Genomic DNA, 26,256 nt, shown 5'->3' on the forward strand with positions numbered 1-26,256 from the left:
CGCCCTTCATCGCCAGCCATGCTGGCAGCTTGATTGCGCAGAACACGAGGTACCCGCACCAATGTCCTTCACCCGTCGACAAATGCTCAAGGGCCTGACCGGCCTTGTAGTGGTAGGCCTGGGCGCCGGTGGCGCGGCGCGTTACTGGCTGGGCAAGGTCGAGGACGACAACGCCGGGCACGACTACGAGCTGATCGCCGCACCGCTGGATGTCGAGCTGGTGCCGGGCTTCAAGACCGAGGCCTGGGCCTTCGGCCCGTCGGCGCCGGGCACTGAGTTGCGGGTGCGCCAGGGTACCTGGCTGCGGGTGCGCTTCATCAACCATCTACCCGTCGAGACCACCATCCATTGGCACGGCATCCGCCTGCCGCTGGAGATGGACGGCGTGCCGTACGTGTCGCAATTGCCGGTCAAGCCCGGCGAATATTTCGACTACAAGTTCCGTGTGCCGGATGCCGGCAGCTACTGGTACCACCCACATGTGAGCAGCTCCGAGGAACTGGGGCGCGGGCTGGTCGGCCCGCTGATCGTCGAAGAGCGCGAACCGACCGGTTTCAAGCACGAGCGCACGCTGAGCCTGAAGAACTGGCACGTGGACGAGCAGGGCGCCTGGCTGCCGTTCAGCATCCCCCGCGAGGCGGCGCGCAACGGCACTGCCGGGCGGCTGATCACCATCAATGGCCAGGCCGAGTCGGTCACCGAGCTGCCGGCCGGGCAGGTGGTACGGGTGCGTCTGTTGAACCTGGACAACACCTGGACCTACCGCCTGAACCTCAAGGGCAACTGCGAGGCGATGATCTACGCCCTCGATGGCAACCCGATCACCCCGCGCCCGCTGGACGAGGAGTACTGGCTTGGCCCCGGCATGCGCATCTGCCTGGCGATCCGCATACCCGAGGCGGGCGAGGAGGTCTCGTTGCGTGATGGCTTCGTGCGCCTGGGCACCTTGCGCTCGGTGGCCAGCAGCGACGCTCCCGGCGACTGGCCCAAGGCGCTGCCGCCGAACCCGGTTGCCGAGCCGGACCTGGAGAATGCCGAGAAGCTCAACTTCAATTTCGAGTGGGTCGGCAAGGTTTCGGTGAATACCGAGAACGGCAAGCCGCCGAGCCTGTGGCAGATCAACGGCCAGGCCTGGGACATCACCGACAAGACGTGCGCCGACCGGCCCATCGCCACGCTGCAGAAGGGCAAGAGCTATATCCTCGAGCTGAAGAACATGACCCAGTACCAGCATCCGATCCACCTGCACGGCATGAGTTTCAAGGTGATCGCCTCCAATCGGCGCAAGATCGTCGAGCCGTGGTTCACCGACACTTACCTGCTGGGCAAGAACGAGCGGGCGCAGGTGGCGCTGGTGGCGGATAACCCAGGCACCTGGATGTTCCACTGCCATGTCATCGACCACATGGAAACCGGCTTGATGGCCGCGATCGCGGTGGTCTGATGCGTCCGCAGATCATCGATCGCAGCCGTGATCAGGAATTCATGCGCCTGGCCCTGGAACTGGCGGCCCAGGGCGCGGCCCTGGGCGAGGTGCCGGTGGGCGCGGTGCTGGTGCAGCACGGCCAGGTGCTCGGCCAGGGCTTCAACCGGCCGATCCTCGACAGCGACCCCAGCGCCCACGCCGAGATGGTGGCGATCCGCGCTGCGGCCAAGTCCGCCAGCAACTACCGCCTGCCGGGCAGCACCCTGTACGTGACGCTGGAGCCGTGCAGCATGTGCGCGGGGCTGATCGTCCATTCGCGGGTGGCGCGGGTGGTCTACGGCGCGCTGGAGCCCAAGGCAGGGATCGTGCAGAGCCAGGGGCAGTTCTTCACCCAGAGCTTTCTCAATCATCGGGTGATGTACGAGGGCGGGGTGCTGGCCGAGGAATGCGGCGCGATACTCAGCGAGTTTTTCAAGGCTCGGCGGGCCAAGGGCTAACCTGCGCCGGCCTCATCGCTGGCAAGCCAGCTCCCACAGGATGGCGCTCGGCTTTAGAAGGGCGATCAAGGGAGCTGGCTTGCCGGTGAAGTGGTCTTGAAGACTCACATCGGCGCCGCTTGCTCCGCTGGCTTGTCCTTGTTCACCGCAGGCACATGCAGGTTGCCCTCGGCCACCTGGCCTTCGAGCTGCGGTTGCGTGACCCAGGTGAGGATGTCGTAGTAGCGGCGGATGTTGGCGACGAAATGCACCGGCTCACCGCCCCGGGCATAACCGTACTTGGTCTTGCTGTACCACTGCTTCTGCGACAGGCGTGGCAGCATCTTCTTCACGTCCAGCCACTTGTTCGGGTTCAGGCCTTCGCGCTTGGCCAGGGTGCGGGCGTCTTCCAGGTGGCCGCTGCCGACGTTGTAGGCCGCCAGAGCGAACCAGGTGCGGTCCGGCTCCTTGATGCTGTCGTCGAGCTGGTCCTTGACCAGCATGAAGTACTTGGCGCCGCCCTGGATGCTCTGCCGGGGGTCCAGGCGGTTGGACACGCCCATGGCCTGGGCGGTGCGCTGGGTCAGCATCATCAGGCCGCGCACACCGGTCTTGGAGGTGACCTCCGGCTGCCACATCGATTCCTGGTAGCCGATCGCGGCCAGCAACCGCCAGTCCACCTGTTCGACCTTGGAGCTGGTCTTGAAGTGTTTCTCGTACTTGGGCAGGCGTTGCTGCAGGTGCTGGGCGAAGGTGTAGGCGCCGACGTAGCCCAGTACATCGACATGGCCATAGTAGCGGTCTTTCAGGCGTTGAAGCGTGCCGTTCTTCTGCGACTTGTCGAGAAAATCGTTGATCTCGTTGAGCAGGCTGTTGTCTTCGCCGGCGGCCACCGCCCAGCGCTGGTCACGGGTGTCGCCCAGGTCGAAGGCCACGCGCACGTTGGGGAAGTAGACCTGGTTCATGGCCAGTTCGTTGGAGTCGACCAGGGTCAGGTCGATCTGGCCTTCGTCGACCATGCGCAGCAGGTCGACCACTTCGACGGCGTCGGATTCTTCATATTCCAGCCCCGGATACTGCTTTTTCAGCTCGGCCAGCTGGTCGGCGTGGCTGCTGCCCTTGAGCACCATGATCTTCTTGCCCACCAGGCCCTTGGCATTGGTCGGGCGCGAGCGGCCGTTGCGGTAGATGACCTGCGGGGTCACCTCGAGATAAGGGTGGGAGAACTTCGCCTGGCTGGCGCGTCGCTCGCTGCTGACCAGGCCGGCGGCGGCCAGCACCGGGCCGGAGGGTTTGCCCAACTGGTCGAACAATTGGTCGAGGTTGTCGGCGGTCTCGATCTCGAGTTTTACCCCCAGGTCATCGGCGAAGCGCTTGACCAGTTCGTACTCGAAACCGGTTTCGCCGTTGCGGTCCTGGAAGTAGGTGGCCGGGCTGTTGCGGGTAATCACGCGCAATACGCCATCCTCCTTGACGCGCTCGAGGGTGCTGGGTTTTTCAACACAGGCACCGAGCATCAGGAAGAGTCCGGTTGCGAAGAGCCATTTGGCGCAACGCTGGCGCAAAGCAGTGTGGGCGAACATAGGGTGCAGTATACGCAAAGGACTGCCGGCGCCATATCTCGACAATAGGTGGCTTGTCTGGTAGCAGGCGCTGTGACGGGAGTGGCGCAAGGGGTGATTTTTTGACCCCTGGGTCCGGTTCCACCGCCCGGCAGCATTGGCTTAGAGCGGGTGCCGAAAGCCTGCGAATTAGGCTAGAATGCACGGCCTCTAAGCACACCCCTTCCTGAGGCTGTCCCGACGATGTTGATCCTGCGCGGCGCTCCTGCCCTTTCTGCCTTTCGCCACGGTAAATTACTCGAGCAACTGAGCCAGAAAGTCCCCGCTGTTACTGGTTTGTATGCCGAATTCGCCCACTTCGCCGACGTCGACGGCGAGCTGACCGTCGACCAGCAGCAGGTGCTGGGCCGTCTGCTCAAGTACGGCCCGAGCGTGCCGGTACAGGAGCCGAGTGGCCGCCTGTTCCTGGTCGTGCCGCGCCTGGGCACCATCTCGCCCTGGGCATCCAAGGCCAGCGACATCGCCCACAACTGCGGCCTGCAGTCGATCCAGCGCCTGGAGCGCGGCATCGCCTACTACGTAGCCGGCAACATCAATGACGCCGACGCTCAGGCCATCGCCGCCGAGCTGCACGACCGCATGACCCAGCGCGTGCTGGGCAAGCTGGAAGACGCCGCCGACCTGTTCAGCCACGCCCAGCCCAAGCCGATGACCTCGGTCGACATCCTGGCCGGTGGCCGCGCCGCCCTGGCCCAGGCCAACATCGACCTGGGCCTGGCCCTGGCCGAAGACGAGATCGACTACCTGGTCGCCGCCTTCCAGGGCCTTGCGCGCAACCCGAACGACATCGAACTGATGATGTTCGCCCAGGCCAACTCCGAGCACTGCCGCCACAAGATCTTCAACGCCAGCTGGGACATCGACGGCCAGGCGCAGGAGAAGAGCCTGTTCGGCATGATCAAGAACACCTACCAGATGCACAGCGAAGGCGTGCTGTCGGCCTACAAGGACAACGCCTCGGTGATCGTCGGTTCGGTGGCCGGGCGCTTCTTCCCGAACCCTGAGACCCGCCAGTACGGCGCGGTGCAGGAGCCGGTGCACATCCTGATGAAGGTCGAGACGCACAACCACCCGACCGCCATCGCCCCGTTCTCCGGCGCCTCCACCGGCTCCGGCGGCGAAATCCGCGACGAAGGCGCCACCGGCCGTGGTGCCAAGCCCAAGGCCGGGCTGACCGGTTTCACCGTTTCCAACCTGCGCATCCCCGGTTTCGAGCAGCCTTGGGAAAAGCCGTACGGCAAGCCCGAGCGCATCGTCGACGCCCTCGACATCATGATCGAAGGCCCGCTGGGCGGCGCCGCGTTCAACAACGAATTCGGTCGCCCGGCCCTGACCGGCTACTTCCGTACCTTCGAGCAGGGCATCAACACCCCGCACGGCGAGGAAGTCCGTGGCTACCACAAGCCGATCATGCTCGCCGGCGGCATGGGCAACATCCGTGAAGACCATGTGCAGAAGGGCGAGATCACCGTCGGCGCCAAGCTGATCGTGCTTGGCGGCCCGGCCATGCTGATCGGCCTGGGTGGCGGCGCCGCTTCGTCGGTTGCCACTGGCGCCAGCTCCGCCGACCTGGACTTCGCCTCGGTGCAGCGCGAGAACCCGGAAATGGAGCGCCGTTGCCAGGAGGTCATCGACCGCTGCTGGCAGCTGGGTGACAAGAACCCCATCGCCTTCATCCACGACGTCGGCGCTGGCGGCATTTCCAACGCCTTCCCCGAGCTGGTCAACGACGGTGGCCGCGGTGGCCGCTTCGAACTGCGCAACGTGCCCAACGACGAGCCGGGCATGGCCCCGCACGAGATCTGGTCCAACGAATCGCAGGAGCGCTACGTGCTGGCGGTCAGCGCCGAGGACTTCGAGCGCTTCCAGGCCATCTGCGAGCGCGAGCGTTGCCCGTTCGCGGTGGTCGGCGAGGCCACCGAAGAGAAACACCTGACCGTTACCGACAGCCACTTCGACAACACCCCGGTGGACATGCCGCTGGACGTGCTGCTGGGTAAGCCGCCGCGCATGCACCGCTCGGTCACCCGCGAAGCGGAGCTGGGCGATGAGTTCGACCCGAGCACCCTGGAACTCAAGGACTCGGTCGAGCGCGTGCTGCGTCACCCGGCCGTGGCCAGCAAGAGCTTCCTGATCACCATTGGCGACCGCACCATTACCGGCCTCGTGGCCCGCGACCAGATGGTCGGCCCGTGGCAGGTTCCGGTGGCCGACTGCGCCGTCACCGCCACCAGCTTCGACGTCTACACCGGTGAAGCCATGGCCATGGGCGAGCGTACCCCGCTGGCCCTGCTCGACGCCCCGGCGTCCGGGCGCATGGCGATCGGCGAGACCCTGACCAACCTGGCCGCCTCGCGCATCGAGAAGCTGTCCGACATCAAGCTGTCGGCCAACTGGATGTCCGCCGCCGGCCACCCGGGCGAAGACGCCCGCCTGTACGACACCGTCAAGGCCGTCGGCATGGAGCTGTGCCCGGAGCTGGGCATCACCATTCCGGTGGGTAAAGACTCGATGTCGATGAAGACGCAGTGGAGCGAAGCCGGCGAGCAGAAGAGCGTCACCTCACCGATGTCGCTGATCATCACCGGCTTCGCCCCGGTCACCGACATCCGCAAGACCCTGACCCCGCAGCTGCGCATGGACAAGGGCGAGACCGACCTGATCCTGATCGACCTGGGCCGTGGCAAGAACCGAATGGGCGCCTCGATCCTGGCGCAGACCCACGGCAAGCTGGCCGCCCAGGCGCCGGACGTCGACGACGCCGAAGACCTCAAGGCGTTCTTTGCCGTTATCCAGGGCCTGAACGAAGACGGCCACCTGCTGGCCTACCACGACCGTTCCGACGGTGGCCTGCTGACCACCGTGCTGGAAATGGCCTTCGCCGGCCACTGTGGCCTGGAGCTGGAACTGGGCAACCTGACCAGCAAGCGCGAGAAAGTCGCCGCCATCCTCTTCAACGAAGAGCTGGGCGCGGTGATCCAGGTCCGTCAGGACGCCACGCCGGATGTGCTGGCGCAGTTCAGCGCCGCAGGCCTGGGCGAAGATTGCGTCGCGGTGATCGGCCAGCCGATCAACAACGGTGAAGTGCTGATCAAGTTCGAAGGCGAAGAGCTGTTCAAGGGCGACCGTCGCCTGCTGCAGCGCCAGTGGGCCGAGACCAGCTACCAGGTCCAGCGCCTGCGCGACAACGCCGACTGCGCTGACCAGGAGTTCGACGCGCTGCTCGAGGAAGACAACCCAGGCCTGTCGGTCAAGCTCGGCTACGACGTCAACGAAGATATCGCCGCGCCGTACATCAAGAAGGGCGTGCGCCCGCAAGTGGCGATCCTGCGCGAACAGGGCGTCAACGGCCAGGTCGAGATGGCCGCGGCCTTCGACCGCGCCGGCTTCGCCGCCGTCGACGTGCATATGAGCGACATCCTGTCTGGTCGTGTCGATTTCGAAGCGTTCAAGGGCCTGGTGGCCTGCGGCGGCTTCTCCTACGGCGACGTGCTCGGTGCCGGTGAGGGCTGGGCCAAGTCGGCGCTCTTCAACGCCCGTGCCCGCGATGCCTTCCAGGCCTTCTTCGAGCGTACCGACAGCTTCGCCCTGGGCGTGTGCAACGGTTGCCAGATGATGTCCAACCTGCACGAGCTGATCCCGGGCACCGAGTACTGGCCGCACTTCGTGCGCAACCGCTCGGAGCAGTTCGAAGCCCGTGTGGCCATGGTCGAGGTGCAGAAGTCCAACTCGATCTTCCTGCAGGGCATGGCCGGTTCGCGCATGCCGATCGCCATCGCCCACGGTGAAGGCCATGCCGAATTCGCCAGCGAAGAGGCACTGCTGGAAGCCGACCTGTCCGGTTGCGTGGCCCTGCGCTACGTCGACAACCACGGCAAGGTCACCGAAGCCTACCCGGCCAACCCGAACGGTTCGCCGCGCGGGATCACCGGCCTGACCAGCCGCGACGGTCGCGTGACCATCATGATGCCGCACCCGGAGCGTATGTTCCGCGCCGTGCAGAACTCCTGGCGCCCGGATGAGTGGCAGGAAGACGCGGCCCTGATGCGCATGTTCCGTAACGCGCGGGTGTGGGTGAACTAAGGCGTGTACAAGCTCGCCTTCTTCGTCCCCGACAGCCATGTCGAAGTGGTCAAGGCCGCTGTGTTCGCCGCCGGTGGCGGGCGCATTGGCGACTATGACCACTGCGCCTGGCAGACCCTCGGCCAGGGCCAGTTCCGCCCGTTGCACGGCAGCCAGCCGTACCTCGGGCAGACCGGCCAGGTCGAGGTGGTCGAGGAATGGAAGGTGGAGCTGGTGGTGGCTGATGCGCTGATCGCCCAGGTGGTCGCTGCGCTCAAGCAGAGCCACCCGTATGAAACGCCTGCCTATGAGGTCTGGCCGCTGGCCGATTTCTAGTAAAGCGTTGAATGACATCGCGGGGCAAGCGCGCTCTCACGAAGCAAATTCGTGGGAGCGCGCTTGCCCCGCGATGCTTTTCAGCCTTGCAAGGCGGCGCCCAGCGCAGGCGCCTTGCCACCCACCAGCAGATGCCAAACGCCACCCGCCTGCAGACTCACTCCCAGGCATCCCAAGGCGGCCAGGTGATCCTGTTCCACCTTGCTCTCATCCCTGACTTGCACGCGCACCCGGCTCGAGGCCACGCACTGCGCTTCCAGCAGATTGTCGCGCCCGCCCAGGGCCTGCAGCCATTCATCCACGACGACCGTCTCGGTGACCACGGCGGCCTTCTCGGCCACCGCTGCCGTCACCCGCGCATGGGGTAGTTCACCACGGATCTCATCGGCCAGCGCATCGGCCATCGGCCCCACCACCACTTGGAGGCTGCCGCCGCTGCCAGGCCGTACCACCGCCATGGCGCCGAGGGCTTTCAAGGCCTGGTCCTGGGCCAGGCCGCGATCGGCAAGTACCAGGCGCAGGCGCGTGGTGCAGGCGTCCACCCCTTGCAGGTTGGCCGCGCCGCCCAGTGCGTCGATATAGCGCCGGGCCCTGGGCACCTCCGCCCCGGCCACCGCTTCGTTGCCGGGTTGCTCCTCGCGTCCCGGCGTCTTGAGGTCGAAGCGGCGGATACAGAAGTCGAACACGAAGTAGTAGACCACCGCATACAGCAGGCCTACAGGGAACACCAGCCAACCATTGCTGGAGCGCCCCCAGCCCAGGGCCATGTCGATGGCGCCGCCGGAGAAGGTGAAGCCCAGGCGGATGCCGAGCAGGTCGCAGACCGCCATGGACACCCCGGTGAGCAGCGCGTGGATCAGGTACAGCAGCGGCGCGAGGAACATGAAGGCGAACTCGATCGGCTCGGTCACCCCGGTCAGCGCCGAGGTCAGCGCCATCGACAGCAGCACGCCACCGATCAGCTTGCGCCGGGCCGGCAGGGCGTGGCGATACATGGCCAGGCACGCAGCAGGCAGGCCGAAGATCATCACCGGGAACATGCCGGTCATGAACTGGCCGGCGTTCGGGTCGCCGGCGAAGAAGCGCGCCAGGTCGCCAGTGACCACCTGGCCGCTGGCCGCCTGGAAGCTGCCGAAGACGAACCACACCAGGTTGTTGAGGATGTGGTGCAGGCCGGTGATGATCAGCAGGCGGTTGAGCACGCCGAAGAAGAACGCGCCGATGCTGCCGCTCTCTAGCATCAATTGGCCGAGGCTGTTGATGCCGTCCTGGATCGGCGGCCAGGCCAGGCCGAACAGCAGCCCGAGGAACACCGCCGACACCCCGGTGGCAATCGGCACGAAGCGCCGGCCACCGAAGAACGCCAGGTAGTCCGGCAGCTGGATGTCCTTGAAGCGGTTGTACAGGCCACCGCCGAGCAGACCGCAGATGATCCCGGCGAGCATGCCCATGTCGATTTTCGGGTCGATCACCTTCAGCGTCGCCACCAGCACCAGGTAGCCGATGGCCCCGGCCAGGCCGGCGGTGCCGTTGTTGTCGCGGGCGAAGCCCACGGCGATGCCGACGGCGAAGATCAGCGCCAGGTTGGCGAAGATCGCTTGCCCTGCGTCATGCACCAGGGCGATGTCGAGCAGGTCGGTGTCGCCCAGGCGTAGCAGCAGGCCGGCGATGGGCAGGATGGCGATGGGCAGCATCAAGGCGCGGCCGAGCCGTTGCAGGCCCTGGATGAAGTGCTGGTACATGGTGCGCTCCGATTATTGTTGTAGGGCCGCGGCGGCGGCCGGTTGGGCGTGGGACTGGGCGGTGAAGTCGCGGCAGGCCTGGCGCACCGCGGCGGCGCTGGACAAGCCCAGCAGGCCTTGACTGAAGCGGCGGCAGGCGGCGGCATCGAGCTGGCGCACCTGCGCCTTGATCTCACCGATCTGCGGCGCGCTGACCGACAGCTCGGCCACCCCCAGCCCTATCAGCACCGGCGTGGCCAGCGGGTCGGAGGCCAGCGCACCGCACACGCCAACCCAGCGCCCGTGCTTCGCCGCGCCCTGGCAGGTCAGCTCGATCAGGCGCAGCAGGGCGGGGTGCAAGGCATCCACCCGCGCAGCCAGCCCGGCGTGGTCGCGGTCCATGGCCAGGGTGTACTGGGACAGGTCGTTGGTGCCGATGGAGAAGAAATCGGCATGTTCGGCCAGGCGCTCGGCGAGCAGCGCCGCGGCCGGCACCTCGATCATCACCCCCAGCTCGGCGCGTTGCCCGATGCCCAGCTCACCGGCCAGTCGGTCCAGGCGCTGGCGGATGGCGATCAGCTCGTCGACTTCGGTCACCATCGGCAGCATGATCCGGCAACGCTGTTGCGGGCTGACTTGCAGCAACGCGCGCAACTGCTGGTCGAGCAGTTCCGGGCGCACCTGGCCCAGGCGGATGCCGCGCAGGCCCAGCACCGGGTTGGCCTCGGCCGGCAGGGGCAGGTAGTCGAGCTGCTTGTCGCCGCCCACATCGATGGTACGGATGATCACCGGGCGTTCGGCCATGGCATCGAGCACGGCCTGGTAGGCGCTGCGCTGCTCGGCCTCGTCCGGCGCGGTGGGGCGGTCGATGAACAGGAACTCGCTGCGCAGCAGGCCGATGCCGTCGGCACCTTGGGCCAAGGCCTCGGCGGCTTCCTCGGCACTGGCGACGTTGGCGGCAACCTCGATCACTTGGCCATCGCGGGTGCGGGCGCTTTGCTGGGCGGCGGCCCGCTGGCGTTGGCGGGTTTCGTGGCGCTGTTGCACATGACGCTGCACCTCGGCCAGGCGCTGCGCATCAGCCTCGGTTTCCAGGCGGCCCTGGTCGGCGTCCAGCACCAGCGGCGTGCCGGCGGGCAGCTCCAGCAGCGCTTCGCCCACGGCCACCAGGCACGGCAGGCCGCGGGCGCGGGCAAGGATGGCGACGTGCGAGGTGGCGCCGCCCGCGGCCATGCACAGCCCGGCGACCTCGTGGCGGGCCAGTAGCAGCAGGTCGGAGGGCGTCAGTTCATGGGCGACGACAATGGCCGAGGGCGGCAGGCGCAGTTGCCGGGTTTCACCAAGCAAAGCGCGCAGCACGCGCTGTTGCAGGTCGTACAGGTCGTTGGCGCGCTCGGCCAGCAACGGGTTGCCCAGGCTGCGCAGGATCTGGCACTGGGCATCGATGGCACGGCTCCAGGCATGGCTGGCGGCGACGCCGTTGGCGATATGCTGGCGGGCGTCGCCGAGCAGGGCCGGATCGTCGAGCAAGGCCAGGTGGGCCTCGAGGATCGCGGCCGCGTCCTCCTGGCCGCGCGGCAGGTGGCGCCAATCACGGTCAATGGCGTGGCGCACTTCGGCCAAGGCCGAGTTCAACGCCTGGTGCTGTGCGGCGGGATCGTTGTCGCCGTTATCGGGCGGCAGGCTGACCCCGTCCAGCCGGGCCAGTGGCCCTTGGGCCAGCCCGGGGGCGGCGCAGACACCGGTAAGCATGCCGGGTCCGGCAGCGGGCTTGGGCATGGCGGTGCTGGTCGGCGCGTGCGCGGCATGGCGCTCACCGACCGAGGCTGTCTGCACGGCGGCGGTCAACGCCAGCAGCGCGGCCTGGCTGTCTGGCCCGGTGCAGATCAGTTCGACTTCGGCACCTTCGCCAACGCCCAGGCCCATGACCGCCACCAGGCTGTCGAGGTCGGCCTCGCGCTCGGCGAAGCGCAGCACGGCATGGCTCTGGAAACCTTGCGCAGTCTGGCGCAGCAAGGCAGCGGGGCGGGCGTGCAGGCCGCCGTGATGAGCGACCCGGGCGTGACCGCGCGCGCTTTCATCGCTGACCGGCCGGGCCTGCGCTTCGTGACCTGTGGCCTCGACCTCCAGTAGCGCCGCGCCGAGCTGCGCAGTGCCTGCCTCCAGTCGCCTCAGGCCAAAGCCAGGGCCATTGCTGATCAGCATCACGGTGACCAGGCTGACACAGTGCTGCGCCACCAGGTCCATGTCGAAGCGCACCAGCGGCTGGCCTTGGCGGACTTGGTCGCCCAGCGCCACCAATGGCGAGAAGCCACGGCCCTGCAGTTGCACGGTGTCGACACCGATATGCAGGAGGATTTCCGCACCGTTGGCCGCGCGCAGGGTCAGCGCGTGACCGGTGCGGGCCAGTTGCACCACCTCGCCGGCACACGGGGCGTGCAGCACGTCGTTGAGTGGATCGATGGCGACGCCGTCACCGAGGGTGGCGCTGCTGAACACCGGGTCCGGCACCTGCTCCAGCGGCACCAGCGGCCCGGCGAGCGGGGCATGGAGGATGATCTTGTTATTGTCGGGCATGCGCTGTTCCTCGCGGCTTCACTGCGTGCAGGTCACTTTGCTCAGGTGGCGCGGCTGGTCGGGGTCGAGGCCACGGGCCTCGGCCAGGGCCGCGGCCATGACGTAGAAGCTCTGGATCGCCAGCAGCGGGTCCAGGGCCGGGTGTTCGGCGCAGCTCAGGGTGAGGTCGCGCCCGGCGATATTGGCGGGCGCGGCCAGCAGCACATGGGCGCCGCGCTGGCGCATGTCGGCGGCCAGTTGCAGCAGGCCGGCCTGCTCGACGCCGCGCGGGGCGAACACCAGCAGCGGGTACTGGGCGTCGATCAGCGCCATGGGGCCGTGGCGCACCTCGGCGCTGCTGAAAGCCTCGGCCTGGATCACCGAGGTTTCCTTGAGCTTGAGGGCCGCTTCCTGGGCGATGGCAAAGCCGGCGCCACGACCGATCACCATCAGCCGTTCGGCATCGCGCAAGGTATCGAGGGCCGGGCTCCAATCCTGGGCGGCGGCCTCGCGCAATTGCGCGGGCAGGGCAAGGCCGGCTGCCAGCAGGGCGCAGTCCTGGCCCCAATGGGCGACCAGGCGGGCGCTGGCGCTCAGGGTGGCGACGAAGCTCTTGGTTGCCGCCACCGACAGCTCTGGCCCGGCGCCCAGCGGCAGGTGATGCTGGCAGGCCTGCTCCAGCGGCGAGCCCTCGGCATTGACCAGCGACACCGTGGTCGCGCCGCACTGGTTCAGGCGACGCAGGCTGTCGACCAGGTCCGGGCTCTGGCCCGACTGCGAGAAGCCCAGCGCCACCTGGCCGCGTACCCGCAGCGGCGCCTGCTGCAAGGTCACCACCGACATCGGCAGCGAGGCCACTGGCAGGCCGAGCTGCTGCATGGCGACATAGGCGAAGTAACTGGCGGCGTGGTCCGAACTGCCCCGGGCCACGGTCAGCGCCACTTGCGGGTCGAGCCGGCGCAGTTGTTCGCTCAGGGTTTCCAGGCGCGGGTCCAGTACCTGGTTCTGTCGTTCGACGACATCGGCGCAGCTACGAGCTTCTTCGAGCATCCTTGAGCTCATGCGGTTTCTCCTTCGACCATCACGGCGGTCAGGTTCAGTTGGCGATCGAGCAGCACCGTGTCGGCCCAGGCGCCCGGTTGCAGGCGGCCACGGTCGGCGATGCCGAGGTAATCGGCGGGGTAGCGGGACAGGCGCGCGGAGGCCTCGGCCAGGGGCAGGCCGATCTTCACCAGGTTGCGCAGGGCCTGGTCCATGGTCAGGGTGCTGCCGGCCAGGGTGCCGTCGGGCAGGCGCACGCCGCCCAGGCACTTGGTCACGGTGTGGCTGCCCAGGCGGTATTCGCCGTCGGGCATGCCGGCGGCGGCGGTGGAGTCGGTGACGCAGTACAGGCACGGGATCGCGCGCAGGGCCACCTTGATCGCCCCGGGGTGCACGTGCAGCAGGTCGGGGATCAGCTCGGCGTAGCGGGCGTGGGCCAGGGCCGCGCCAACGATGCCCGGCTCGCGGTGGTGCAGCGGGCTCATGGCGTTGTACAGGTGGGTGAAGCTGCTGGCGCCGGCCTCCAGGGCCGCCACGCCTTCCTCGTAGCTGCCCAGGGTGTGGCCGATCTGCAGGCGGATGCCGCGCTGGCTCAAGGCCTGGATCAGCGGCAGGTGCCCGGCGATTTCCGGGGCGATGGTGATGACCTTGATCGGTGCCAGGGCCAGGTATTCCTCGACCTCGTCGAGCAGCGCCTGGTGGGCGAAGTTCGGCTGTGCGCCGAGCTTGCCGGGGTTGATATATGGGCCTTCCAGATGAACGCCGAGAATGCGCGCGCCCTGGCGCGGCTGCTTGAGGTGCTCGCCCAGTTCGGCGAGCACGCGGGTCAGCTCCTCGCGGGGCGCGGTCATGGTGGTGGCCAGCAGCGAAGTGGTGCCGAAGCGCCGATGGGTGCGGGCGATGGTGGCGAAGGCGTCGCCGCCCTGCATGATGTCGCTGCCCCCACCACCGTGCACGTGCAGGTCGATGAACCCGGGCAGCAGATACGGCAGGTCGTTGGTCTGCGGGTCGCACGGCGTACCCTCGATGGCCCGGATGCGGCCGTTTTCGAGGTGCAGTTGTCCGCGCACCCAGCCGTCGGGGGTGAGGATGTTGGCGATGTCCATGGGGGCTCCGGTCAGCGTCGCAGTTCGGCGACGAAGTCGTAGTAGTCGTTGCGGCAGTAGGTGTCGGTCAGTTCGATGGCGGTGTTGTCGTCGAGGTAGCCGATCCGGGTCATCAGCAGCATGGCGGTGCCGGGTGCGATGCCCACCTGGGCGGCCAGTTCGTCGCTGGCGTTGATCGCGCGGATATGCTGCAGGGCGCGGACCACCGGGCGGCCGAGTTGGTCGAGGTGCTGGTACAGCGAATCGCCGATGGCCTGCGGGTCGCCGAGCAGGCGGGCGGGCAGGGTGCTGACCTCCACCGCCATGACGATGTCGTCGGCCTTGCGCAGGCGCTTGAGGTGGGCGACCTGGTCAGTGGGCGACAGGCCGAGGCGGATCAGTTCGTCGCTGCTCGGCGTGCCGATGCTGCGCTCCAGCCACTGCGAACTGGGCACGAAGCCTTTCATGCGCAGCATTTCGCTGAAGCTCGACAGGCGCGACAGGGGTTGTTCGAGGCGTGGCGTGATGAAGGTACCGGAGCCCTGGATGCGCTGGATCAGGCCTTGTTCGAGCAGGACTTCCAGGGCCTTGCGCGCGGTGACCCGGGAGATGTCCAGGGTTTCGCTGAGGGTGCGCTCCGAGGGCAGGGCCTGGTCGGCGGTCCACTGGCCGGCGTGGATGGCCTGCTCAAGGTTGCGCGCCAGCTGCAGGTAGAGCGGGGTGGCACTGGTGTCGTCGGGGCGCAAAGCGGTTAGAGGACGCATGGGCGGTGTCCGGTATTGTTGTGGGATGAAAATTAATACCACTTTAATACCAGGTCAATACCACTGGTCTGTATTAGTGTGTCGATGGGGATGAATATCGATAGAGATTTGGCGCCTATCGATGAACGCCCCGTCCCCCAAATCTCCTGTCGGACATTTCCGAACTTGAAACCAAATGCTTCAACCGGAAAAGCTTGGGAACTATCCTACGTGCTTGCCGGAAGCTGGCGCGTTGTCGGGGAAAGACCCCAGGGATAACTTCACCGGGTCGCCACATTGTGGTGACAGGGTGTGAGAACCCGCATCACGAAGAACGCCGCTCTGCTATGGCAGCCGTGCGCGGGCAGGTTCTGCCTGACCGGTTTTCTTCGTGACCGGGTTCTCACTCCGTGTACGGCTGCCACCCAATCATGTGAGAACGATCAAGTGGCGGTTCCTGTTAATCACGAAGGAACTTCCCAATGAAAAAACGCGTACCTGACCCACCCCGTCTCGCACCCTTCATCAGTATCCGTCCCACACTCGCCCGCGAGGAGGCGATGGCCGCCGCCGTCGAGGTAGCCACTGCCATCTCCGATGTGCTCGATATCTACTTCCAGACCGAACCCGGTGAAGTTCAGGACCGTCTGTTCACAGCCAGCGACTACCTCGGCCAACTGGCCTGCGCCCTGCTCGAACACAAACCGGAGCTGCGACCATGACTCGCGGACATACTGCAGGTCGCACGGTCTGCCTGGACCTGTTCAAGGTCGAACCGGGTGTTTCCTTCGAGGACGCTTTCAGCGAGTTGTCGGTGCTGCTCGGCTGCATCCGCCACCTGACTTGCGAGGCGGAAATGGAGGGTGACCTGCTGGCCGGCAGCTCGGCGCGGATCCTCAGCGCCATGGCCAAGGCGCTGATCGATGACATGGAGGTGGGGTTGAACCGTTCTGGTTGAGCTGATGGCCCTATCGCGGGGCAAGCCCGCTCCCCCGCAGAGTGTGCAAATGTGCGATTGGCGTGGTGGGCTTGCCCCGCGATAAGGCCGGTACAGCTTTACTCCGCCCGGCGCACCAACCCACACGCCAGCAACCCCACCTCGAACAACACCCACATCGGCACCGCCAGCATGGTCTGGGAAAACACATCCGGCGGCGTCAGGATCATCCCCACCACGAAGCAGCCGACGATCACATAAGGCCGGCTGCGCCGCAGCATGGCCACGTCGGTCAGCCCCGCCCAGACCACGATGAAGGTCGCCACCGGGATCTCGAAGGCCAGGCCGAATGCCAAAAACAGCGCCAGGATGAAGTCCAGGTACAGGCCGATGTCGGTCATCATCGCCACCCCGTCCGGGGTCACGCTGGCGAAGAAACCGAACATCATCGGGAACACCAGGAAGAACGCGAACGCCATGCCGCCATAGAACAGCACGATGCTCGACACCAGCAGGGGCAGGGCGATACGCCGTTCGCGGCGGTACAGCCCCGGGGCGATGAAGCCCCAGGCCTGGTGCAACAGCAGCGGCATGGCGACGAACAGCGCGCACATCGCCGTCAGCTTGAACGGCGCAAGAAACGGCGAGGTGACGCTGGTGGCGATCATGCTGGCGCCTTCGGGCAGGTAGCGGCGCAGCGGTTCGGAGATGTGCGTGTACAGCGTCTGGGCAAAGGGGAACAGCCCGCAGAACACCAATGCGATCACCAGCAGGCAGCGCACCAGGCGCTTGCGCAGGTCGCGCAGATGATCGGTCAGAGGCATGCGCGCCGCCTGGTCGAGAGCGAGGGACATCAAGCGCTCTCCTTGGCATGGGCGACGGGTGTCGGGTCATTGGCCGGCGTCGCGTCGAGCTGGATGCCTTGGCGCAGCTCCTGCTCCAGGCGCTGCAACGGCGCGGCATCCAGGGCGGGCATGTCGATCTCCCGTTCCACCTGCGCCTTCAACGCATTCAGTGACCGACGGGCCTGGCCCAGCCCACGGCCCAGGGTCCGCGCCGCCACCGGCAGGCGCTCGGGGCCGAGCACCAGCAGCGCGACGATGCCCACCAACAGCAGTTCGGTGAAGCCGATCTCGAACATCAGGCCTGACGATCCGTTTGTGTCTGCTGCACCGGCTGATTGTTCAGCACTTGCGGCTGTTGCTCGACAGTGTTGTCGGCAGCGCCACCCATGGACTTGCGAAAGCCTTGGATCGCCTCGCCCACATCACCGCCCAGACCCTTGAGACGCTTGGTGCCGAACAGCAGGAAGACGATCAACAGCACGATCACCAATTGCCAGATTCCGATGCCACCCATGTAAGACCACTCCTGTCAGGTCAAAGAAAAAGGAAGGCCAATCCTGCCCTGCGCAGATGACGGGCACATGACTGCCATCTGCCTGCAACAACCGGCGTGTTGACTGGCGCTTTTCAGCAGCCACGGGAAGACAGGGATGGGGCGCAGGCGACAACGGGGCGCAGCACTGTTGATGGTGCTGGTGGTGCTGGCGATGCTGGCGGCGGGGCTGGCCTGGCTGGTGGAGGATGGCCGGCGCCAGGTGGACGCGGTGCGCCTGTTGCACCAGCGGGTGCAGGTACGGGCCATGGAGCAGGCGGGACTGGCCTACGCCTCCCAGGCCTTGCGTGATCCGGCCTGGCGCGCCAGTCCGCTGTTCTGGCAGGCCCTGCGCGGGCAGCCGCTGACCTACGACTTTGGTGCCGGCAAGGCGCAGTTGCGGGTGATCGACCAGCACAGCTGCTTCAACGTCAACGCCCTGCTGGGCGAGGATGGCCCACGGGCCGAGCGCCAGTTGCGCCAGCTGTTGGGCGATGACATGGCTGCCGAACGGCTGGTCGATGCCTTGGCCGACTGGCTGGACGCCGACAGCGATGCTCGCCTGCAGGGCGCCGAGAGCGCCCAGTACCTGCGCCAGCAACCACCGCGGCTGGCGGCCAACCAGCCCATGCTCGACACCAGTGAACTGAACCTGCTGCTGGAGCCGGACAGTGCTCGGCAAGGCCGCTATCGAATGCTCTGCGCGCTGCCGTCGACCAGCGGCTGGCGGCTCAATGCCAATGCCCTTGGGTTGGAGCACCTGCCGTTGCTGGAGGCGATGTACGAAGGGCGGTTCTCCCGTTCCATGCTCAGCCGCGTGATCAGTGGCCGCCCGGCGGCCGGGTATGTCGATGCCGCGGCGTTGCGCCAGGCGCTGGGGGCGGTGGATGACGAGACCTTCGCCCGGCTAAGCGAAGGGTTGCTGCTCAACAGCGGCCATTTCGTCCTGCAACTGTCGTTCGAGGAAGAGGGGCGCACGCTACGCAGCCAGTTCCAGATCGAGGCGCTGGGCGTGGTGCAGTGGCATGCGCGGGTGCCGGCGCAGCAGGTGCGGGTCAGGGGCAGGGAGGCGGTGGCCTGGTAGAACAAAATCGCGGGACAAGTCGCATCGGTGCGCCGATGCGACTTGTCCCGCGATTGAGGTGAAAGCTGATCGATCAGACGGTGCCGATCTCTCCGCCATCGTTACGCTGGATCACCACCGTCGAAGCCCGTGGCCGCACCGGGGTGCCGGCCGGCGTGACGTCGGTGGCCTTGTCGGTGCTCGGCCAGTTGTCCGGGTGCTGGATGTTGACGAACATGGTCTTGTTGTCCGGGGTGAAGGCGATCCCCGTCACCTCGCAGCCATTCGGCCCGACGAAGAAGCGGCGCAGGTCCACCTGGTTGGTGGCGTTGACCGGGACCTGCTTGCCGTTGGCGTCCACCAGGTCGGTGGGGATCACTGCCAGCACCTGGTCGTTGGTGTAGCTGGTCAGGGTGGCTTCGCCGTTGTCGGTCTCGAACCACAGCACGCCGCGGCTATCGAAGCTCATGCCGTCGGGGCTGGCGAACTGGTTCAGTTCGGTCAGGCCCGAGCGGTTGATGTCCGGCGCACCGGCGGCGTTGGCGCCGAACACGAAGATGTCCCAGGTGAAGGTCTTGTGGTCGTCGCTGTCATGCCAGCGGATGATGTGGCCGTGGCGGTTCGGCCCGCGTGGGTTGGCCGCGTCGACCTTGGCCGCGGTGCGCGCGCTGTTGTTGGTGAGGGTCAGGTAGACGTCGCCGTTGAGCGGGTTGACGGCGGTCCACTCAGGGCGGTCCATGGGCGTGGCGCCCACGGCGTCGGCAGCGCCACGGGTGTTGAGGATGATGCCCGGCAGGTCGCCGAACTGCGCGCCCAGGGTGCTGCCGGCGGTGGTCGGGGTGGCCACGTCGAGCAGCAGCCACGCGCCGGTGCCGTTGGCATCAAAGCGGGCGACATACAGCTTGCCCTTGTCCATGTACTTGGCGCCGGTGGCCAAACGGTCGGCTGGGTTGGCGTCGGCCGGGTCCCACAGGGCGTCGGAGACGAACTTGTACAGGTACTCGTTGTTGGAGTCGTCGCCGGTGTACCAGACCAGCGGCTTGCCGGCCACCGGCAGGCCTGGGCAGCAGCCTTCATGGCGGAAGCGGCCCAGGGCGGTGCGCTTCACCGCCAGGGTGTTGTTGGTGTACGGGTCGATCTCGACGATGTAGCCGTAGGTGCTGGCTTCGTTGCGGAAGTCATCGGTGGCGCTGGCGCCGCTGGGGGTGATGTTGAAGCGGGCGAATTCGCCGGCCACTTCGCTGGCATCACCAGCCGCTGTTTCCCACTTGTACTGGCCACTGCTCGAAGAGACGCCGATCCGCACCTGGTCGGCCGGGCGCACACCCTTGTTGACGAAGATGCCGGGCCAGTTCTCCTCGCAGGTCAGGTAGGTGCCCCACGGGGTGTAGCCGTTGCCGCAGTTGTTGTTGGTGCCGCGGCACTGGGTGCCGGTGGGTGAAAACTTGGTCTTGACGTGGTCGGTGCCACGCATGGGGCCTGCGATATCCATCAGCGAGACGGTGGTGAAGCGGCGATTGAGCGGGTCGTTGTCGACCACCTGCCAGCGCCCGGCGACCTTGCTGATGCGCACCACGCCGGCGCCATGGGCGTTGATCTCCTTGCGCACCTCCTCGACCGGACGTTTGCCGGCGACGGTGGTGGGGCCGGCCGGGTGCAGGGCGGCGGTGTCGATGTATTCGAAGTTGATCGCCAGCAGGCCATCACTGGAGCTGCCGTTGATGGGGAAGAAGTGCATGCCGTCATGGTGCATGCCCATGGCGTTGGCCTGGTCGGTGGAGGTGTTGCTGCCGTCGGCCTTCCATGGGTTGGCGGTGGCGTTCAACGGCGTGCCCCAAGGGGCCAGCACGTAGGCGCTGTAGCCGGCGGCGACCACGCAGGCGTCGGTGCGCGAGCCGGCGATGGAGTTGAAGCCCAGCTTGAGTTTGGGTTTCTCCGGCTGCGGCGCTGGATCGTCGTGATCCGAGCCGCCACCGCTGTCGAAGCAACCGGTCAGGCCGGCACCGGCGATCATGGCGATGGCCGCGCCGAGGCTGCCGCGCACCACGGAGCGACGGCTCAGGTAGGTGTCCATGACACTGGCCATCGGCAGGTTGCCGCTCTGGTTGCGGTCCAGGTTATCGCCGGTATCTCGACTCATCAGGGTGTCCTTTTTTGGCTGAGTTGAAGGAAACCGCGAATGTAGAGGGCAAGTATGATGATTGTTTGTCAGATTTGTTAAACAGCCTTTAAAACTCACCGCTATTACTAAAGCGTTAACCTGCGCTGTTTTGGAATTAAAGTCGGTTTTCTGCCATCAAACTGTCACGCAAGCGCCGCAATATCCGGAGCCCTACGTGAACAGGGATGGCGGAGTCGATGGCGAGCAGGCGCGAAGTGATCAGCTGGATGGGTGTCGGTGCCCTGGCACCGTTGCTCGGCGCCTGCTCGGCCCTGCCCATGCCCGGTGGCGCTGGCGACCGCGCGCTGGACCTGCTGTATGTCGCCGATACCCTCGACGCCCGCCAGCCGGGCCAGGCCGTGGTACCGGCCACGCGCCTCGGCCCGGTCAGCCACCTGGGGCGTGCCCCGTGGATGAGCGGGCCGAATGCGAGTGCCGGGCAGCTTGAGCTGGCGCCGTTGCTCGATGCCGGCCTTGCCGGCCAGGCCCAGACTGGAGGCTATGCAGTATTGGCCGCGCTGCTCGAACAGCTGCGGCGCGAGGCCGGCAGCGAACAATGCCTGACCCTGGAGAACGGCCAATGCTGGAACGGCAGTGGCCTGGCCTACCTCACCCAGGGCGAAAGCGGTGTCCAGGGCAGCCAACTGCTGGGCAGCGAGGTGCGGGTCAGCAGCGATGAACGCGTGCTGTGGCCACAGCGCAGTGCCGGACTCTACCGCCAGTCCTCCTCTATTACCCTGGGTGCCGGCCTGGCCGATGCCCAGGCCAAGACCCTGGGCGTCAAGGGGCTGCAGGTGTTCCAGCGTGGTGGTGTGCGCATTGCCGTGGTCGGCGTCACCGATCCTTATGCACAGGATCAGAAAGCCTCCCTTAAACAGTGGTACCAAGCCTTGCAACCGAGCTTCCAGCAAGCCCGGCGCGAGGCGGACTTGGTGGTGGCGCTGGCAGATGTCGGCACCGGCCCGGGCTTGTGGTTGGCCGAGCGCATACCCGAGGTGGATGTGCTGTTGTGCGCCCGTGGCCAGGACCTGTGGCCGGCGCCGGTGCAGGCCACCCAGGCCAGCGGCCGCCGGGTACCGGTGCTGTTCGCCGGTTGCCGGGCCAGTGGCGCGTTTCGCCTGCGCTGCCGCCAGGCAGGCGGCCAATGGCAGTTCGAGGCGCGGTTCTTCCCGGCCTTCGAGCACAGCCTCGCCCCCCAGGCCCTGGCCCGCGCCAACCAGTTGCGCGGCGAGTTGCAACGCCAGCGTAGCGGCCATGCCGCCTGGCTCGACCAGCCGCTGGCCCGTGCCCCAGAAACATTGTGGCGCCGCGATACCCGTGGCGGCAGTTGGGATCGCCTGCTGCACCAGGCCTTGGCCGACGATTCGAGCATGCCGGTGCTGCTGCCCGGTCTGCGTTATGACTACCCTCTGCAAGCCGGTGAAGCGATCACCCGCGAGCATCTGATCAGCCTGACTGGCGGCTATCCCGCTCCGGTGGTGGAGGCCCCGGCGCGCCAGGTCGAGCAGGTGCTGGAAAACGCCGCCGAGCAACTGTTCGGCGACCCGTTGCTGCTGGACAACAGCCAGGACCTGCCGCGCTGGCAAAGCCAGGACTGGCAGGTCAGCTACAGCCCCAACGGCAAGCGCATCATCGGCCTGCAACCCGTCGAGGGCCTGTGCCGCACCTTTGGCCTGCACTTCGATGCCCAGGCCGGCGCCCCCTTGTGGCAGACCCTCGAAGCCTGGCTGACCCGCCAGGCGCCGGGCTGGGCCCTGGCACCCTTGCAACTGCCGGCCGTGCGCTACGTGCAGGGCCACCCTGGCTGGCACCCGCACCAGGTGGCCGCGTGATCTCGCGTGTTTTCAGCTTCGCGTTGCTGACTCTCGCCGGTTGGCTGGCGGCGCAGTGCGTGCTGCTGCTCAGCCGCCAGCCGCAACCTGCCAGTGCGCCGGTGTCGGCGCTGGCGCCGTTGCCGGGCTTGCTGGCCGAGCATTGGCAAGCGCCGGTGGACGACGGCCGTATTCCGCTGACCCGCCTGCCCCTGGCCTACCTGGGCGGGCTCAAGGCCCAGCCGCTGTCGGCCAGCGTGGTGGTACTGCGCCATGGCCAACAGGTGCGCACCCTCGGCCGTGGCCAGCGCCTGGCCCCGGGCATCGTGCTGCAGGACATCGACGCCGATGGCCTGATCTTCGACAACAACGGGCGGCGCGAGCGCCTGCCCTGGCCACCACGCCCCGCCGTGACCGGCTTCAAGCGCCAAGGATGAATGATGATCGCAAGGTACTGTCTGGCCGGGCTGCTGATGCTCGGCATGTCCCTGGCCCGGGCCGAAGAGGCGGAAGTCTTCGCCGACGACGGCACGCCGCTGTACGAGGTGAACTTCGTCGATACCGAGCTCGGCGAGTTCATCGACAGCGTGTCGCGTATCACCGGCACCACCTTCATCGTCGACCCCCGGGTGCAGGGCAAGGTCACTGTGCGCACGGTCGATCGCCACGACGCCGACGCCATCTACGACATCTTCCTTGCCCAGCTGCGCGCCCAGGGCTTCGCCGCCGTAGACCTGCCCAACGGCAGCGTGAAGATCGTGCCCGACCAGGCCGCGCGCCTGGAGCCGGTGCCGGTGGAAACCGCGGGCAAGAAGGCCGAAGGCAGCGACGGCGTGGCCACCCGCGTGTTCAATGTGCGCAACGCCGCCAGCGAGCAGATGCTCGGCATTCTCAAGCCGCTGATCGACCCACGGGTCGGGGTGATCACCCCGTATCCGGCGGCCAACCTGCTGGTGGTCACCGACTGGCGCAGTAACCTGGAGCGCATCGACAGCCTGCTGCGCCAGCTCGACCAGGTCAGCGACGAGCCGTTGCAGGTGATGCCGCTCAAGCATGCCAGCGCCGCCGACACCGCTGGCCTGGTGACCCGCCTGCTGGCCCGCGAGCAGGGCGCCGACAGCGCCCAGGTGGTTGCCGACCCGCGCAGCAATGCGCTGCTGGTGCGCGGCAGCGCCGACAGCCGGGAGCGGGTGCGGGCGCTGCTGGTGCAGCTCGACCGGCCCAGCGACAGCCTGCGCAGCAGCAACACCGAGGTCATCTATCTGCGCCACGCCAATGCCGCCGAGGTGGTCAAGGTGCTGCGCGGCCTGAGCCAGGCTGGCACGGTGCCGGCGGCGGAAGGCGAGGGCAAGGATGTGCCCGTGCCGGCGGCCAGCGACTCGGGCATTCGCCTGGAGTACGAGGAAGGCACCAACGCCGTGGTGATGGTTGGCCCCGACAGCGAGCTGGCCGCCTACCGCAGCATCGTCGAGCAGTTGGACATTCGCCGGGCGCAGGTGGTGGTCGAGGCGATCATCGCCGAGGTTTCCGACAGCAGCGCCCAGGAACTGGGCGTGCAGTGGCTGTTCGCAGATGAGAAGTTCGGCGCCGGCATCGTCAACTTTGGCGGCAACGGGGTGAACATCGCCAGCATCGCCGGGGCCGCCAGCAGTGGCGACAACGAGAAACTCGGCAAGCTGCTGTCGGCTACCACTGGCGCCACCGCCGGCATCGGCCATATCGGTGGTGGCTTCAACTTCGCCATGCTGGTCAACGCGCTGAAGGGCAAGAGCGGTTTCAACCTGCTGTCCACACCGACCTTGCTGACCCTGGACAATGCCGAGGCGTCGATCCTGGTGGGCCAGGAGGTGCCGTTCGTCACCGGCTCCGTCACCCAGAACAACGCCAACCCCTACCAGACCATCGAGCGCAAGGAAGTCGGGGTGAAGCTGCGCATCAAGCCGCAGATCAGCATCGACGACAGCGTGCGCCTGGACATCGTCCAGGAGGTGTCGTCGATCGCCGACTCCAGCGCCGCCAGTGACGTGATCACCAACAAGCGCGAGATCAAGACCAAGGTCATGGTCGAGGACAACGGCCTGGTGATCCTCGGCGGGCTGATCAGCGACGAGCTGGCCACCAGCAACCAGCGCGTGCCGCTGCTCGGCGATATTCCCTACCTGGGCCGGCTGTTCCGTTCCGACGCCAGCAAGAACACCAAGCAGAACCTGATGGTGTTCATCCGCCCGCGCATCCTGCGTGACGGCGAGAGTCTGGCCGGTATCAGCCAGCAGAAGTACCGGAGCCTGCAGCAGAACACTGCGCTCAAGCTGCCTGCCCTGGCTGAAGGCCTGCCGTTGCTGCAGGTGTTCCCCTCCAGCCGGGCACGCCTTGAAGGCGGTGACTGGTGATGCTGCCCTATCGCTTGGCACGGCAGAGCGGGGTCGCCATGGCACCGGCTGAGAACGGCTGGCAGCTGTGGCTGCGCGGCGACGCCGAGAGTGACCAGTTGCAGGAACTGCTGCGCGTGCATGGCCAGCCGGTGGGCGTCGAGCAGCTCGACAGCGCGAGCTTCGACGAGCGCCTCGGCCAGCTCTACCAGGCCGGCGAGGCGGCGAACCAGGCCTTGATCGAAGGCATCGGCGAGCAGGTCGACCTGGACAGCCTGATGAGCGAGATGCCGCGCATCGAGGACCTGCTGGAGAGCGACGACGAAGCCCCGGTGATCCGCCTGATCAACGGCCTGTTCGGCCAGGCCCTGCGCCTGCGCGCCTCTGACATCCATATCGAGACCTTCGAGCAGAGCCTGGTGGTGCGCCTGCGCATCGACGGCCACCTGCGCGAGGTGCTGCGCCCGCCACGGGCGTTGTCGGCGATGTTGGTGTCACGGATCAAGGTCATGGCGCGGCTCGATATCGCCGAGAAGCGCCAGCCCCAGGATGGCCGCATTACCCTGCGCGCCGCCGGGCGCGAGGTGGATGTGCGGGTCTCGACCTTGCCCGGCATCCATGGCGAGCGGGTGGTGATGCGCGTGCTCGACAAGCAGGCCAGCCTGCTGGCGCTGGACAACCTGGGCATGCCTGCCGCAGTGCTGCGTGGCTTGCGCGGTTGCCTGGCGCGGCCCAATGGCATCGTGCTGTCCACCGGCCCCACCGGTTCGGGCAAGACCACCACGCTGTACGCCAGCCTCAACAGCCTGAATGACGGCAGCCGCAATATCCTCACCGTCGAGGACCCGGTGGAATACGCCATCGCCGGCATCGGCCAGACCGCCATCAACCCGCGTGCCGGGCTGACCTTCGCCAGTGGCTTGCGCGCCATCCTGCGCCAGGACCCGGACGTGATCATGCTGGGCGAGATCCGCGACCAGGAGACCGCGCAGATCGCCGTGCAGGCCAGCCTCACCGGGCACCTGGTGCTGTCGACCCTGCACACCAACAGTGCCGTGGGCGCGGTGACCCGCCTGCGCGACATGGGCATCGAACCGTTCCTGATTGCCTCGTGCCTGCGCGGGGTGCTGGCCCAGCGCCTGGTGCGGCGCCTGTGCACCTGCGCGGTGGCGCAGCCGCTGCAAAGCGCCGAGCGTGAACTGTGGCCTGAGCTGGGCAGCCTGCGTGAAAGCTTTCACCCGGTCGGCTGCGAGCACTGTCAGGGCAGCGGCTATGTCGGCCGGCTGGGGCTGTACGAGTTCATCGAGCTGGATGCCGGGCTGGTTGCCTTGCTCTACGACGGCGAGAGCGAACTGGCCATGCAGGCCTACCTGGATGGCCGCCGGCAGAGCCTGGTGGCTGAGGCCCGCGATTGCCTGGCCCGTGGCGAGACCAGCCTGGCCGAAGTGTTGCGCGTGGTGCAGGGCTGAG

21 protein-coding genes are annotated in these 26,256 nt (G+C 67.0%); 11 read left to right on the plus strand and 10 right to left on the minus strand.

What is annotated here, in order from left to right; translation table 11 throughout:
* Positions 1–61: 61 nt before the first annotated feature.
* Both OH705_RS07980 and tadA read left to right on the plus strand, forming a co-directional pair.
* Positions 62–1,444, plus strand: a complete 1,383-nt coding sequence (locus tag OH705_RS07980) for a multicopper oxidase family protein (RefSeq protein ID WP_046854334.1) — start codon at positions 62–64, stop codon at positions 1,442–1,444.
* Entirely contained in the window at positions 1,444–1,923 is a 480-nt protein-coding gene (gene tadA, locus OH705_RS07985; protein WP_038706726.1) for a tRNA adenosine(34) deaminase TadA, read from the plus strand. Before OH705_RS07980 ends, tadA begins: the two co-directional genes overlap by 1 nt.
* 104 nt (positions 1,924–2,027) lie before the next feature.
* Here the strand turns inward: tadA and mltF are convergent, their stop codons facing one another.
* On the minus strand, positions 2,028–3,485 hold the full coding sequence (gene mltF / locus OH705_RS07990) for a membrane-bound lytic murein transglycosylase MltF (protein WP_267301742.1): 1,458 nt from the start codon (positions 3,483–3,485) through the stop codon (positions 2,028–2,030).
* Between the two features lie 222 nt (positions 3,486–3,707).
* On the opposite strand from mltF, the gene purL reads away from it, so the two are divergent.
* Both purL and OH705_RS08000 read left to right on the plus strand, forming a co-directional pair.
* Positions 3,708–7,607, plus strand: a complete 3,900-nt coding sequence (gene purL, locus OH705_RS07995) for a phosphoribosylformylglycinamidine synthase (RefSeq protein WP_267301744.1) — start codon at positions 3,708–3,710, stop codon at positions 7,605–7,607.
* Positions 7,608–7,610: 3 nt separating this feature from the next.
* The gene (locus OH705_RS08000; protein WP_023632229.1) at positions 7,611–7,922 is read left to right on the plus strand and encodes an NIF3 1; all 312 of its coding nucleotides are present in this window, start codon (positions 7,611–7,613) and stop codon (positions 7,920–7,922) included.
* Between the two features lie 80 nt (positions 7,923–8,002).
* Here the strand turns inward: OH705_RS08000 and nagE are convergent, their stop codons facing one another.
* The 5 genes from nagE to OH705_RS08025 are packed head-to-tail and all read right to left on the minus strand — an operon-like array spanning position 8,003 to position 15,089.
* Positions 8,003–9,664, minus strand: coding sequence for an N-acetylglucosamine-specific PTS transporter subunit IIBC (gene nagE / locus OH705_RS08005; RefSeq protein ID WP_038706724.1), 1,662 nt, complete (start codon positions 9,662–9,664; stop codon positions 8,003–8,005).
* Positions 9,665–9,676: 12 nt separating this feature from the next.
* Positions 9,677–12,220 (minus strand): phosphoenolpyruvate--protein phosphotransferase, encoded by a 2,544-nt coding sequence (gene ptsP, locus OH705_RS08010; protein WP_094011675.1) that lies wholly within the window; start codon positions 12,218–12,220, stop codon positions 9,677–9,679.
* 18 nt (positions 12,221–12,238) lie between these two features.
* Positions 12,239–13,261 (minus strand): SIS domain-containing protein, encoded by a 1,023-nt coding sequence (locus tag OH705_RS08015; RefSeq protein ID WP_267301749.1) that lies wholly within the window; start codon positions 13,259–13,261, stop codon positions 12,239–12,241.
* Complete coding sequence (gene nagA / locus OH705_RS08020) at positions 13,258–14,346, minus strand: N-acetylglucosamine-6-phosphate deacetylase (RefSeq protein WP_104444960.1); 1,089 nt, start codon at positions 14,344–14,346, stop codon at positions 13,258–13,260. Before nagA ends, OH705_RS08015 begins: the two co-directional genes overlap by 4 nt.
* 11 nt (positions 14,347–14,357) lie before the next feature.
* Complete coding sequence (locus OH705_RS08025) at positions 14,358–15,089, minus strand: GntR family transcriptional regulator (RefSeq protein WP_038706720.1); 732 nt, start codon at positions 15,087–15,089, stop codon at positions 14,358–14,360.
* Between the two features lie 461 nt (positions 15,090–15,550).
* On the opposite strand from OH705_RS08025, the gene OH705_RS08030 reads away from it, so the two are divergent.
* A complete protein-coding gene (locus tag OH705_RS08030; RefSeq protein WP_094011672.1) occupies positions 15,551–15,790 on the plus strand; it encodes a hypothetical protein in 240 nt (79 codons plus the stop codon).
* Positions 15,787–16,026: a DUF3077 domain-containing protein gene (locus OH705_RS08035; RefSeq protein ID WP_050704173.1), complete on the plus strand. Its 240-nt coding sequence runs from the start codon at positions 15,787–15,789 to the stop codon at positions 16,024–16,026. Before OH705_RS08030 ends, OH705_RS08035 begins: the two co-directional genes overlap by 4 nt.
* Positions 16,027–16,124: 98 nt before the next feature.
* Here the strand turns inward: OH705_RS08035 and tatC are convergent, their stop codons facing one another.
* Genes tatC through tatA form a run of 3 tightly spaced genes read right to left on the minus strand, consistent with a single transcriptional unit; the run spans position 16,125 to position 17,364 of the window.
* Positions 16,125–16,859 (minus strand): twin-arginine translocase subunit TatC, encoded by a 735-nt coding sequence (gene tatC / locus OH705_RS08040; protein ID WP_267301751.1) that lies wholly within the window; start codon positions 16,857–16,859, stop codon positions 16,125–16,127.
* On the minus strand, positions 16,859–17,146 hold the full coding sequence (tatB, locus tag OH705_RS08045) for a Sec-independent protein translocase protein TatB (protein ID WP_023632013.1): 288 nt from the start codon (positions 17,144–17,146) through the stop codon (positions 16,859–16,861). The genes tatC and tatB overlap by 1 nt, the downstream gene beginning before the upstream one ends.
* Positions 17,146–17,364, minus strand: a complete 219-nt coding sequence (tatA, locus tag OH705_RS08050; RefSeq protein ID WP_267301754.1) for a twin-arginine translocase TatA/TatE family subunit — start codon at positions 17,362–17,364, stop codon at positions 17,146–17,148. The genes tatB and tatA overlap by 1 nt, the downstream gene beginning before the upstream one ends.
* 136 nt (positions 17,365–17,500) lie before the next feature.
* Between tatA and gspK the strand changes: the two genes are divergently transcribed.
* Positions 17,501–18,466 carry a type II secretion system minor pseudopilin GspK gene (gene gspK / locus OH705_RS08055; RefSeq protein ID WP_267301756.1) on the plus strand — a complete coding sequence of 322 codons (966 nt, stop codon included), beginning with the start codon at positions 17,501–17,503 and terminating at the stop codon, positions 18,464–18,466.
* A 73-nt stretch (positions 18,467–18,539) separates the two neighbouring features.
* Here gspK and OH705_RS08060 read toward each other — a convergent pair whose 3' ends face one another.
* On the minus strand, positions 18,540–20,585 hold the full coding sequence (locus OH705_RS08060; protein WP_094011668.1) for a PhoX family protein: 2,046 nt from the start codon (positions 20,583–20,585) through the stop codon (positions 18,540–18,542).
* Between the two features lie 206 nt (positions 20,586–20,791).
* Between OH705_RS08060 and OH705_RS08065 the strand changes: the two genes are divergently transcribed.
* The 4 genes from OH705_RS08065 to OH705_RS08080 are packed head-to-tail and all read left to right on the plus strand — an operon-like array spanning position 20,792 to position 26,255.
* Entirely contained in the window at positions 20,792–22,438 is a 1,647-nt protein-coding gene (locus tag OH705_RS08065) for a lipoprotein UxpA (RefSeq protein ID WP_267301758.1), read from the plus strand.
* Entirely contained in the window at positions 22,435–22,854 is a 420-nt protein-coding gene (locus tag OH705_RS08070) for a pilus assembly protein PilZ (RefSeq protein WP_038706716.1), read from the plus strand. The genes OH705_RS08065 and OH705_RS08070 overlap by 4 nt, the downstream gene beginning before the upstream one ends.
* A gap of 3 nt (positions 22,855–22,857) precedes the next feature.
* Positions 22,858–24,807, plus strand: coding sequence for a type II secretion system secretin GspD (gspD, locus tag OH705_RS08075; protein WP_267301761.1), 1,950 nt, complete (start codon positions 22,858–22,860; stop codon positions 24,805–24,807).
* A complete protein-coding gene (locus tag OH705_RS08080; protein WP_038706715.1) occupies positions 24,807–26,255 on the plus strand; it encodes a GspE/PulE family protein in 1,449 nt (482 codons plus the stop codon). The genes gspD and OH705_RS08080 overlap by 1 nt, the downstream gene beginning before the upstream one ends.
* The last annotated feature ends 1 nt before the right edge of the window (position 26,256 follow it).

Source organism: Pseudomonas sp. BJa3, from assembly GCF_026343815.1.
Taxonomy (GTDB): Bacteria; Pseudomonadota; Gammaproteobacteria; order Pseudomonadales; family Pseudomonadaceae; genus Aquipseudomonas; species Aquipseudomonas soli.